Source organism: Chlorobium sp. (assembly GCF_021740465.1).
Lineage (GTDB): Bacteria > Bacteroidota > Chlorobiia > Chlorobiales > Chlorobiaceae > Chlorobium.
Genome location: NZ_JAIOZR010000002.1, coordinates 129260 through 141347 on the forward strand (window position 1 = coordinate 129260; position 12088 = coordinate 141347).

10 protein-coding genes are annotated in these 12088 nt (G+C 57.8%); 4 read left to right on the forward strand and 6 right to left on the reverse strand.

Annotated features, from left to right (window positions below; genetic code table 11):
* The first annotated feature begins 226 nt into the window (after window positions 1-226).
* Window positions 227-2326 (forward strand): sigma 54-interacting transcriptional regulator, encoded by a 2100-nt coding sequence (locus K9G39_RS01645; RefSeq protein ID WP_292003178.1) that lies wholly within the window; start codon window positions 227-229, stop codon window positions 2324-2326.
* Between the two features lie 25 nt (window positions 2327-2351).
* Here K9G39_RS01645 and K9G39_RS01650 read toward each other — a convergent pair whose 3' ends face one another.
* Genes K9G39_RS01650 through K9G39_RS01670 form a run of 5 tightly spaced genes read right to left on the reverse strand, consistent with a single transcriptional unit; the run spans window position 2352 to window position 7553 of the window.
* On the reverse strand, window positions 2352-3545 hold the full coding sequence (locus K9G39_RS01650) for a PLP-dependent aminotransferase family protein (protein ID WP_292003179.1): 1194 nt from the start codon (window positions 3543-3545) through the stop codon (window positions 2352-2354).
* Window positions 3546-3601: 56 nt separating this feature from the next.
* Complete coding sequence (locus K9G39_RS01655; RefSeq protein WP_292003180.1) at window positions 3602-4030, reverse strand: ACT domain-containing protein; 429 nt, start codon at window positions 4028-4030, stop codon at window positions 3602-3604.
* Window positions 4031-4047: 17 nt separating this feature from the next.
* A complete protein-coding gene (locus K9G39_RS01660) occupies window positions 4048-5349 on the reverse strand; it encodes a phenylacetate--CoA ligase (protein WP_292003181.1) in 1302 nt (433 codons plus the stop codon).
* Window positions 5350-5360: 11 nt separating this feature from the next.
* Window positions 5361-5936, reverse strand: a complete 576-nt coding sequence (locus tag K9G39_RS01665) for an indolepyruvate oxidoreductase subunit beta (RefSeq protein ID WP_292003182.1) — start codon at window positions 5934-5936, stop codon at window positions 5361-5363.
* Between the two features lie 6 nt (window positions 5937-5942).
* The gene (locus K9G39_RS01670) at window positions 5943-7553 is read right to left on the reverse strand and encodes a thiamine pyrophosphate-dependent enzyme (RefSeq protein WP_292003183.1); all 1611 of its coding nucleotides are present in this window, start codon (window positions 7551-7553) and stop codon (window positions 5943-5945) included.
* A 221-nt stretch (window positions 7554-7774) separates the two neighbouring features.
* Between K9G39_RS01670 and K9G39_RS01675 the strand changes: the two genes are divergently transcribed.
* Window positions 7775-8533, forward strand: coding sequence for a hypothetical protein (locus K9G39_RS01675; protein WP_292003184.1), 759 nt, complete (start codon window positions 7775-7777; stop codon window positions 8531-8533).
* Here K9G39_RS01675 and K9G39_RS01680 read toward each other — a convergent pair.
* The gene (locus K9G39_RS01680) at window positions 8528-9733 is read right to left on the reverse strand and encodes a TRC40/GET3/ArsA family transport-energizing ATPase (protein ID WP_292003185.1); all 1206 of its coding nucleotides are present in this window, start codon (window positions 9731-9733) and stop codon (window positions 8528-8530) included. The two genes, K9G39_RS01675 and K9G39_RS01680, sit on opposite strands and share 6 nt — an antisense overlap.
* 342 nt (window positions 9734-10075) lie before the next feature.
* On the opposite strand from K9G39_RS01680, the gene K9G39_RS01685 reads away from it, so the two are divergent.
* Complete coding sequence (locus K9G39_RS01685) at window positions 10076-10915, forward strand: DUF3298 and DUF4163 domain-containing protein (protein ID WP_292003186.1); 840 nt, start codon at window positions 10076-10078, stop codon at window positions 10913-10915.
* A 109-nt stretch (window positions 10916-11024) separates the two neighbouring features.
* Window positions 11025-11939 (forward strand): hypothetical protein, encoded by a 915-nt coding sequence (locus K9G39_RS01690; RefSeq protein WP_292003187.1) that lies wholly within the window; start codon window positions 11025-11027, stop codon window positions 11937-11939.
* Window positions 11940-12088 lie beyond the last annotated feature (149 nt).

Genomic DNA, 12088 nt, shown 5'->3' on the forward strand with positions numbered 1-12088 from the left:
TGTGCAGCGAGCATTGCCGGTGTCGGCCTGGCTGCGTTGATAGTATGCAATTCATGTGCCGGAAAAGCGCTGCAGGCTCGAAAACCCCCGGGGTCCATGCCTGGCGCGGATTTCCGCCGAAAACCCCTGGCGATCTCCGGCTGTTGTTTTTCTGATTAATTCGGAATATTCTGTATCTTGTATTCTCATTTTTCAGGAAAAACTGTTCCTTAACCAGAATACCGATATGCCGATTGAGTCAATGCACGAAGCCAGCTCCTTGATGCAGTATATCAGCGATGCGGTGGGTTCGATACGCGAACCCCAGGAGCTGTTTCGTACGGTTACCGACAAGCTTCGCCTCGTTTTCGAGTTCGATTCGGCCGTCATTATCACCTTCGACCGCGACCGGCGCTATCTCAACGTGTTTTTCGAGATGCTGCGCTTTGAGCTTCCCGATACCATTCAGCGAAAAAAGCGGCCGCTGGCCGGTTCATGGATCGAGTCGCATCTCGGCGACACCGCCGTTTCGGTCATTCCCATCGAGCGACAGCTCGACCGCTACCCGGCGGATTTTCCGGTGCCCCGGATGCTCTACGATCTCGGCATGCGCCAGGTTGTGCTTTCGCCGCTGCGTTCCGGAGGCAAGGTGATCGGGTTCCTCAATTTCGTGTCGAAGCAGGAGAAAGAGTGGTCTGAGGGTGAAAAGGAGCTGCTTTCCACCCTCTCCTCGCCTATCGCCGTCGCCGTCAGCAACGCTCTCGCCTACGAGGAGCTCCGGCAGCGCGAAGCCGAGACCGCCATGCAGCTTGCCGTGAACAACGCGCTCCTGACCATCAGGGATCGCAGCCGTATGATGCTCGCCGTCTGCGAGCAGATCGATCGCCTGGTGCCGTGTACCTTTCTCGGCATACGGGTCATGGGGAGCGATGGCGACTACCGGGTGTTCGACAATTTCATGCGGGAGCCCGACGGGGGATTTTCGCCCATGCTTTCCTACGATCATTTCGGGGTATCGGATTTCAGGGAGATCGCGCGAGAGAGCTTTGCGCTCATCACCAATCCGGGCTGTTATTCCGGGGAGGATTTCGACCGGCTATCCCGGCAGTACCGGCTCGTTGCGCTCGTGCGCGAGAAGCTCGGCGTCTGTTCGGTCATCAGCGCCGGGCTCTGGGACCTGCCCGGGAGCCGTGCGGGCCTGATCATATCCAATACCTCTCGGGCTTTCGACGAGCACGATCTGCAGACGGTCGGCATGATCGTGCCGCAGCTCTCGCTTGCGTTGCAGAACTATCTGGCCTACGAAGAAATCGACGAACTGCGCCGCCGCCTCGAGGGGGAGCGGACACTGCTGATCGAGGAGATCGCAGGGGTGCACGATTTCGAGGAGATTATCGGCCGGAGCGCTCCGCTCTCGGCGGTACTGCGAAGGGTGAGCCAGGTGGCACCTACCGATGCGACCGTGCTGATCCAGGGGGAGACCGGCACCGGAAAGGAGCTGTTTGCCCGGGCCATTCACCATCTTTCTCCCCGCGGGGAACGGATGATGGTGAAGGTGAACTGCGCGGCGCTTCCTGCGGCGCTGATCGAGTCGGAGCTGTTCGGGCACGAGAAGGGCAGTTTTACCGGCGCGACGGAGCGCAGGATCGGCAAGTTCGAACTCGCCTCAGGCGGCACGATTTTTCTCGACGAGATCGGCGAGCTGCCGCTGGAGCTTCAGGCCAAGCTGCTCCGGGTGCTTCAGGAGCGCGAGCTGGAGCGGCTCGGCGGCAGCCGGGTCATTGCGGTGGACGCCAGGGTGATCGCTGCCACGAACCGCGATCTCGAACGGGAGGTTGCTGCGGGCCGGTTCCGCGAAGACCTCTACTTCAGACTGAACGTGTTTCCGCTCGCCATTCCCCCGCTGCGGGAGCGCAGGGAGGATATAGGCCTGCTTGCCGCGCACTTCGCTGTGCGTTACGCTCGCGAATTCGGCCGGCCTCAGCTGCCGTTTCGCCAGAGCGATCTTCTGCGGCTCGAGGCCCGCGACTGGAAAGGCAATATCCGGGAGCTCGCACATCTTGTGGAGCAGGCGGTGATCGTTTCCGAAGGGCCTTCGCTCGACTTTTCCTCGATTCTCTCTCCCGAAGCTTCGCCGGCGGCTTCGGGGCCTGCCGGACCGGTCAGGAGCATGCGCGATTTCGAGTCGGAGATGGTGATGCTCGAACGGGAGCTGATACTCGACGCGCTGCAGCGTTCAGGAGGGCGCGTGAGCGGCCCGGGAGGTGCGGCCGAACGTCTCGGCATGCATCCGAAAACCCTCTACTCGCGCATCGACAAGCTGGGGCTGAGGAAGAGGTATGGGTAAGATTGTGGGCGGTGGGCCGCACGGTTCACCCGCATAGCGCCCTGATGGCTTCGGCCACGACCGGAACGCCGCGGAGGATTTCCCCGGGGGTGTTGTTGCAGTACGAAAGCCGCAGGGCGTTGTTTTTCGTGCCGTCGGGATCGAAGGTTTTTCCCGCGACGAACACCGCGCCCCCTTCGATGCTTTTTTTCATGATTTCCGACGCGTCGGCGCTTTCGGGCAGGTTCAGCCAGATGTAGAATCCCCCCGATGGCTCGTTCCAGCTGACATAAGCGGGCAGGTGCTCCCGGAGGGCGGCGCTCATGGCCTGGGCCCTCGTCTTGTATTCGAGGCGTACCTTTTCGATGTAGGCATAAATCTTTCCTGACCGGATGAACGCGTCGGCAAGCACCTGCGTGAAACTGGGCGAGCAGGCGTCGGCGGACTGCTTGAGCAGCTCGCATTTCGAGGCTATGGGTTCCGGGGCGAGCAGCCAGCCGAGGCGCAGGCCCGGCCCGAGGATTTTCGAAAACGAACCGGTATAGCAGATGTCGATGCCCTCCGGGTCGATAGCCTTCAGCGGCCTGAGGCGCGGCCTCTCCTTTTCGTGAAAATAGAGGTCGCCGTAGGCGTCGTCCTCGATGAGCGGGATGTCCTTTCCCTCGATGGCCCCGATCAGTTCCAGTTTTCGGGATTCGCTGTAAAGGATGCCTGCGGGGTTGTGGAAGTATGGCGTGATGTAGAGGAACTTCGCTTTCGGGCTCTTTGCGGTTTCCAAGAGGAGCTCTCCGGCGTCGATACCCTCGCTGTCCACGGCGATGCCTTTGATCTGTGCCCTGCATGAGCGGAATGCGGAGAGCGCTCCGATGAAACAGGGGTTTTCGACGAGCACCCTGTCGCCGGGATCGATAAATACGTTGGCCAGGAGGTTCAGGGCCTGCTGCGATCCGGTGGTGACCATCAGGCGGTTCTTCTTTACCGGAAGCCCTTTCTTTTCGAGAAAACCGCCCAGCGACTCGAGCAGGGAGGGAAGGCCGGGCGTAGGCCCGTACTGGAATGCGGCCTGCCGGGTCCGGCTGTCGAGGTTCCGGAACAGCTCCTCGACCTCTTCGACCGGAAAGAGATCGTTGCCCGGCATTCCTCCGGCGAAGGAGATGATGTCGGGCCTCGAAGCGAGGCTCATAAGCTCCCTGATTGCCGAGGAGCGAAGCGAGGATACTGATTGTGAGAATCTTGGCATTGCTGGTTTTTTTTTCCTTTTTCCTTTACTCCCCTGCGTCCTTTATGTCCCTGCTCTTATAACTGGTAGACGTCGCCCTGCTGCAGCAGCTCGAGCTTGTGCTCCTGAAGCACGCGGATGATGTTTTCCAGAGAGTCCGCCCTGATGACCACCGTCGCCTTGCAATCGCCTGAAGCGAAGGCGTACATGTAGTCGATGGTGATGTCGCTGCCGGAGATGATCTGCAGCGCCTTGTGCAGGCCTCCCGGCCGGTGAGGGACGATCATGCCGACCACGTCGGTTATTTTGACGGCGAAGCCGCGGTTCCGCAGGACTTCGGCGGCCTGTTCGGGCTTTCCGACGATCATGCGCAGAATGCCGTAATCGGCGGTATCGGCGATGCTGAACGCCGATATGTTGATGTCGTGTTCGGCCAGTATGCCGGTCAGTTCGGTCAGCCGCCCTGTCCGGTTTTCGAGAAAGACCGATAACTGCTTGATGATCATGGCGTCCTCCTTCGGGGTTATGTGAGTTTGCGTTTGTCCAGAACCCGCTGTGCCTTGCCCATGCTCCGCTCGATCGTGCCGGGTTCGACCAGCCTGATGGATGCGCTGAGCCCGAGCAGGCTGGCGATATTGGCGTGGATGCGCCGGCGTAGACCCTCGAGTTCCTTGACCTCGTCGCTGAAGAACTGCTCTTCGACCTCTACCTGGATTTCAAGGACGTCGAGGTTGTTTTCGCGATCTACCACCAGAAGATAGTGCGGTTTGGTTTCGTTCATCTCCAGCAGAACCGACTCGATCTGCGACGGGAAGACGTTGACTCCCCGGATGATGAGCATGTCGTCCGAACGGCCCACGCATTTTTCCATGCGTACCAGCGTGCGACCGCACTCGCACGGTTCGGCGTGCAGGCGGGTGAGGTCGCGCGTGCGGTAACGGATGAGCGGCATCGCCTCTTTTGTTGCCGGGGTAAAGACCAGTTCGCCGAGATCTCCGTACGGAAGGAGTTCGCCGGTTTCGGGATTGATGATTTCAGGTATGAAATGGTCTTCGAAAATGTGCATGCCGTTCTGGCACCAGCACTCCATCGATACGCCGGGGCCGATCACCTCGCTGAGGCCGTAGATGTCGTAGGCCTTCAGGCCGAGGAGCTGCTCTATCTGCGTGCGCATCTCTTCGGTCCAGGGTTCGGCGCCGAAAATACCGGCCTTGAGTTTTATGTTTTTCCGGTCGATCTTTTCCTCCGTGAGTGCTTCGCCGAGGTAGGCCGCATAGGAGGGCGTACAGGCGATTGCCGTCGAACCGAAATCCACCATGAGCTGCAGCTGTTTTTTCGTGTTGCCGCCGGAGATGGGAATGACCGAGGCTCCTATTTTTTCTGCGCCGTAGTGCAGGCCGAGGCCGCCGGTAAAAAGGCCGTATCCGTAGGCCACCTGCATGATGTCCGATCCGGAGATTCCGGCCATGGTAAGCGAGCGGGCTACGACTTCGCTCCACATGAGGATGTCGTTATGGGTGTAGCCCACCACGGTCGATTTTCCGGTTGTACCGCTCGATGCGTGCAGCCTGACGATCTCCTGCTGCGGCACGGCGAAGAGGCCGAAGGGATAGTTGTCGCGCAGGTCCTGCTTGGTGGTGAAAGGCAGCTTCTGCAGGTCGTCGATCGTGCGGATGTCGCCGGGTTCGATGCCCATGTCCTGCAGTTTGCGGCGGTAGAAGGGAACGTTGAAATAGACCCGTTCCACCATGCTCCTGATCCGTTCACCCTGAAGTTTCCGGAGCTCTTCGCGTTCCATGCATTCGTGATGCTCGTTCCAGATCATCTGACTTTCGGTTATGGTTGAGATAAAGCAAGTCCTTTGCGGAAGGCCCTGATGTTCATGGCTACCGTATCCTCCCCTTTCGCTTCGAAGATCTTTCCGATGGCGGCTTCGAGCTGTGACGGATCGAGAGCGATGAACGGGGCGGCAGCCCCCAGCATGACCATGTTCGAGGTTCTCGGGCTGCCTGCTTCACGGGCCAGGGTGGCGGCATCGACCAGCAGGGGCGAACCGGTCCGGCGCAGTTCGGTCAGGAGGGCGTCGAGGGACGGATAATCGGGCATGTTGACGAAGGGCTCTGTTGCCGTGACCATGCGTCCTTCGGGGGAGAGAAACGGCAGATAGCGCAGCGCCTCAAGCGGTTCGACGGAGATGACCAGGTCGGCCCGGCCAAGGGCTATCAGATCGGCGTGGATTTCACGGTCGGAAATCCGCAGGTGCGACTGAACGGCCCCTCCCCTCTGGCTCATGCCGTGCACTTCGGCCTGGCGGATATGGAGATCGCAGTGCAGGGCTGCAAGGTCGATGACCGCCGCGATGCTGAGAATGCCCTGTCCCCCGACTCCGGCCAGTATGATGTTGTTCTGCATGTTAGCTTACTGATTGACGGGGTTCGGGTTTTTACTGCGTTTTCTGCGTGCTGCGTTTTCGATGCACTCCCTCCGTGCAAGCACCACCGACACTCCGTCGTAGGCGATCTCCTGGCTCAGGACGGCGATGTTCTCCTCCAGATGCGGCTTCAGAGGGATGATCGTTCTGATATGCTGTTCCTCGACGCCGAGTCCCCGGCAGAGCGCGTGAAGCCGGGTGCCGGTCGCGGCGGATTCCTGGCCGCCGGTCATGGCCGTGGTGTCGTTATCGGCAATGATTACCGTAACGGGCGTGCGGTCGTTGACGGCGTCGAGCAGGCCGGTCATGCCGGAGTGGGTGAAGGTGGAGTCGCCGATCACGCACACAGCGGGGCGCAGGCCGCCGTCAGCGGCGCCTTTGGCCATGGTTATCGAAGCGCCCATATCGACGCAGGTATGGATGGCGTTGAAGGGGGGCAGGGCTCCGAGCGTATAACAACCGATGTCGGAAAAGACGTGCCGGTTTTCGAAGCTCTCCATGACCCGGTTCAGCGCTTCGAAGAGATCGCGGTGTCCGCATCCCCGGCAGAGTTCCGGTGGACGGTTCACCACGATCGTCGGAACCGGCGCCGGTTCCGGCAGCGCGACGCCGAGGGCTCTGGCCATGAGCACGGTATCGAGCTCGCCGGCGCGCGGCAGCGTTCCGTCCATGCGTCCGCGGATGTTCCGGTCGTTGAACCACCCCCTGAGCAGTTCCTCGTATACCGGATAACCCTCCTCGGCTACCAGGACAGTTTCGCAGCTTTCGAACAGCTCCGCGATCTGTCTCCGGGGAGGCGGGTAGTGGCTGATCTTGAGTACCGGCACGTCGAGGCCGAAGGTTTCGCGTACCTCCATGGCGTAGTTGCAGGCAATGCCGAAGGCCAGTACGCCGACAGGGAACGTTCCAGGCACCATGCGGTTCAGCGGGGACTCTTCGGAAAGCCGTTCGAGGTTTTCCTGTTTGCCGAGCAGCAGGTTGTACTGTTTTCGGGCATTCTGCGGCATCAGCACATAGCGTTCCGGCTCGAGGACAGCATGCAGCGGATTTTCGGCGTGCAGTGGTGCCCGGACGACTCCGGCGCGTGAATGGGCAAGCCGGGTGGTCAGGCGGAGCATCACCGGAAGTTTTACCGATTCCGAAAGGTCGAAGGCATAGCGCACGGCGTCGTAAAGCTCCTGCTGCGATGCGGGTTCGAGTACCGGCACCATGGCGAAACGGCCGTAGAATCGGCTGTCCTGTTCGTTCTGCGAAGAGTGCATCGACGGATCGTCGGCGACGGCGAGCACCAGGCCGCCGTTGACGCCCGTAATGGCGGAATTGATGAAGGCGTCGGCTGCGACGTTGAGCCCGACATGCTTCATGGCCACGAGCGCTCGTTTTCCGGCGTAGGCCATGCCGAGCGCTGCCTCGTAGGCGGTTTTCTCGTTTGCCGACCAGGAGGAGCGCACGCCGCGCAGAGCGGCTTCACGGTTTTTCCGGATGTATTCGGTTATTTCGGTGGAAGGAGTTCCGGGGTAGGCGTAGACGCCCGATATTCCGGCGTCGAGAGCGCCGAGCGCGGCGGCTTCGGCACCCAGTAAAAGTTGACGGTTCATGCATCGAACTTACGGATTCTCATGCAAGAAGAGAAATTTTTCATTCCGGGGAGTATGAAAAACGCAACATCGTGAGCGACGCTCTTTTTGTGTCGCATGGCGTGTCGTGGAGTTGCGACGAAAGGGAAATTGTTCGTAGCTTCAGGATGATGAGGTTCCTTGTGTTGCTGGATGAGTTTCCTCCGGGCAGCTTTTTTTGAAACCGCTAAAGGGGATCTGCCATGGAACGCGATATCGGAATTCACGAACTTCTGCCCTGCGACATTCTTCTCTATCACGGCTATTCAACGACATCCCGACTGATTCAGTGGTTTGACGGATCCGAGTACAGCCACTCGTCGGTTTTCAACGGCAGCGTGGTGACCGAGGCCGTTCCGGAGGGTGTGGTGCAGCGCAGCGTTTCCGAATCGATGGCGCATACTGAGTACGTCGAGGTTTATCGTCTCCGCAAAAAAGGGGTGTTCGTGGGTTCGCCTGAACTGCCTGCGGAACCGGTGCTCCGGGTTATCTCTCACTACGCCTCTCTCCACGACCGTTTTGCTTATGAAGAGGTGGTTCTGCTTGCGCTGCTCTGCACCACCAGGCGTTTGCCGCTTCCCTTCCTTCGGGGAATACTCGACAGTGCAGCGGCAGTGATCGCCGACATGCTCGACGAGGGTAAACAGCCGATGGTCTGCTCAGAGCTTGTGTATCGCTGTTTTGCCGAAGCATCCCCGGCATACCGTTTGCGTATCAGGGGTGTGGACCTGAAATCCCGCATTGCAGGTAAACTCGTCGAGCTTGAGTCGAGGGCGCTCCTGTCTCCTTCGGACAGAGTGGTTCTGGATTTTTTTCGGCTCTATGCCGCCGCCAAGAAGGTCTTGCCGGAAAAGGAGGATCTGCAAATGCCAGGCGAGCCGGAAGCCGATTTCGTAACGCCGAAAGACCTGAAAAGAAGTCCCGACCTGGTGAAGATCGGCAGACTCATCCGACCGTCATGAAGCTGTTGCTGCTGGCTCTTTTTTCCGGAAGTCGATCTTCAGCCATTTCTCTTCGTAGCCGGCTTCGGCAACACGCATGCCTGCAAGGAAAAGCGGCAGCACCACCCCTTTCTGGTAGTTGCCGATGCGGACGGTGAGCGAGTCGCCGATCTGCACGACGTTGGCCTCCATTTTGTTGTCGAAGACGAAGGGCAGGCGGAGCTTCATGACGTAGTGGCCTTCCGAGATCTTTTTGATATCGACATGCTCTTCATGGTAGAAAATGTCGAGAGGATTCTTCCCGTCATAGACAACCTCGCCGACCTGTTTGAGCATCTCCAGACCGAGCACTTCTCGCCGGAAGAGCGGTACTTTCGTGATCGGCACCGGGGCGAAGGAGGTTTCGATCTGGTCGATGTATCTGTGCTGAATCTCCTTCCACTCTTTCATGTACTGGCCGTCTACCTCGTCCATGAAGACCCGGTTGATGATAACCTGATCGACCGTTATGCCGTAGAGGTTCAGGTAGGTGAGCGCGCGCATGGACTCCTTGATAACCATCTTTTCGGGGTTCATGACGAGCCGGACTGTGGTTTTCGTCGAGTCGGAGAGCAGTTCGATAATGCCTTCGATCGATGAAAAAAGGTGATCGACCTGGTCGTAGACGTCGGTGTCGGGTACGAGGTCGTGGAGCTTTCCCACCCGTTTCGACAGGGGGCGGATGACGGGCCTGACCACATACTTTTCGAGGTTCCGCATCAGCTTGAGCATCCAGCCGAAGGTTTCGGGCAGTGAGAGCAGGCGCAGGGTCTCGCCGGTAGGGGCGCAGTCCACCACGAGAAGGTCGTACTCCTTCGATTCGTTGTACCGCTTGATGTAGGAGAGCGAGAAGAGCTCCTCCATGCCGGGCAGCACTCCCATCTCCTCGACATAGATGCCCTGGATGCCCTGTACTTCCATGAGGTGCGCGAAGTGTTCCCGCACGATCTCCCAGTTCAGGTTGAGGTCTCCGTATACGCTTACTTCCTGTCCATAGAGGTTCTCGGCGATCTTTACCGGCGAGGGGCCCAGCTCGATGTCGAAGGAGTCGCCGAGGCTGTGCGCGGGATCGGTGGAGATCACGAGCGTCCTGTATCCCATAGATGCGGCTTTCACCGCTGTCGCGGCGGCAATGGAGGTTTTGCCGACGCCCCCTTTTCCGGTGAAGACGATGTTTCTCATGGCAACAGCTCCTGCTCAATCATTGCATGATGTGCGCTTTGCACTTTGTATTGTAAACCTTTTCGGGCAGCAGTTAATTCATCAGTGAAGCCCTGAAAGTTATTGCGCGCCCATATTGCTGTGTTGTCCTGATCTGTCGGGACTCCGTTCGCTCTGCTCGTGCTTCATTATGGAGCTTGTGTTTCTTTGATCGATCATCGCACTTATTTGAGGTTCCGGTCAGGGAGCCCCTTACAGCAATTCTGATCGACTCTTCTGGTGAAATTGCTGTAAACAACCTATTTTCCTTTGTGTACCTGCTTGCAAAGCTTAACTGAAGGAAGCCTCAAAACCTGAAAAGTCATGAATAACCTCAATCGTTCAGGGTTTATTCCCGTATTTCTTGCATGCATCATGATTATCGTTACAGCATGCGGTCCGAATAATGCAAAGGAGGTCCCGGTCGATCCAGTCGTTAGCGTTGCTGCCGATACCCTTTTTTACGAGATGCGGAACGTTGAAAAAATTTTCGGAAACAAGTCGACGGCAAATGAGCAGGAGGTATACTGCAAATGCAGCTATCCGGTTTTTTCCGGGGGCAGCCCTGTAGCGCTTATCAACTCGGTTTTGCACTCCTGGATTGCCGACAGCACCGCGATTTCTCCGGGTGAAGGTTATACGGGTGACCGCTCCATCGAATCGCTTGCCGCGAATTTTTTTCATGAGTACGAGAGCGTTATAAAGGAATTTGGAAGTATCCCTGGCTACCAGTTCGATTTGAACGGTTCCGTTCTGTTGAACAGGAATGGCTTGCTGACGGTTAGTCTTGCCACAGAGTCTTATACCGGCGGAGCCCATGGCAATTCCGTCACACAGATGTTCGTGTTCGATGTCCGGTCGGGGAAGCGTCTTTCCGTCAGGGACCTTTTCGTGGCAGGGTTCGAGGACAGGCTGAACAGGCTGATCGACAGCCGGTACCGGCAGATGAGAGGGTTGTCGAAAACGGAACGGCTTGACAGCGAAAAAGGCCAGTTGTTCGAAAACGTTATCCGCTTCAACGATAACGTCGCATTGACTACTGAAGGGGTGACCTTTTTCTACAATAACTATGAGATTGCAGCCTATGCATACGGTCCTACGGAGATCACGCTTCCCTACAGTGCCGTTGCGGATATTCTGAAGCCGGAGTTTATGGAGCTTTAGGCGATCAGTTGTTCATGCTTCGTTCCGGATTGAATAGATGGCGATTTTCACGAGCTGTTATCAGTTGAAGAGAGGCTCTTCCGTATGGGAATAATAAAAGGGGCATACTATGACGACTCGCCTTTCCGGTATGACGCGCGAACACGAGTGGCTTGGCTACTATGATCGCTTCAGCTACTTCTCTTCCGGTAACGTCCGGGAGGGGTGTCACCCGAGAATCATGGAGCATCGGGATCCTTCCCGGAAAGCGATCGTGCTCGTTCACGGTCTTTCCGACTCCCCCTACTTCATGACCGCCATCGGGGAGTATTTCTTCAGGCATCTTGGCTACAACGTCTATATTCCCCTGCTCCACTGCCACGGACTGAAAGATCCCAAGGGTATGGAAGGCGTCGAGCTCGAAGAGTGGAAGGCCAATGTGGGTTATGCAGTCAGCACCGCGGCCTTGAAAGCAAAGGAGATATCGATCGGAGGGCTGTCTACGGGCGGAACTCTCGGTTTCTACATGGCAACGGTCAACCCCGGTATCCAGGGGTCTCTCTACCTTTTTTCAGCAGCGCTCGATCTTGCAGGTGGGCCATTCGGTATGACAGGAGAGCTGAAGGAAATACTGCTGCAGACATTCCTTGCCGATCTTCTCGACAGCAACAAACCTCTTGTTGGAGATAATCCTTACCGGTACACCCATATCGACATGGATGGGGCCGCAGAACTTGCGCGACTTATCAGGGAGACCGATGTTCTTATTGAAGGATTCAGCCTGCGGGTTCCCTATTCCAAAAAAGTGTTTGCCGCCCATTCGGCATGCGATACGACGGCGGACATAGCTGGCATCGAAGCGTTGCAGGCGGTATCGGTTCAGGACCGGTTCAGCCTGTTCAGGATTCCGAAAAATCTCGGGGTAAAGCATGCGAGCGTGGTGCTCAGAGAGCCGATCGTCAAAGATGGCAAGCTGCTTGAAGCTGCAAATCCGGTGTTCCGGGATATGATGCAGGCGATAGCGAGGTTCGAGAGCAGATCATGAACAGCCGTTATCGAGAGATGGATGCGACTGCCGAAGGTCGCGGTTCCGGTGACGGACTCTTTGGGAATCGTATCGAAACAGAGGCGTTTTCATAAGTCCCATGAGTCCTGCGGGGGTTATGAAAACCGTAAAGATCCTGTTTTTGCTTT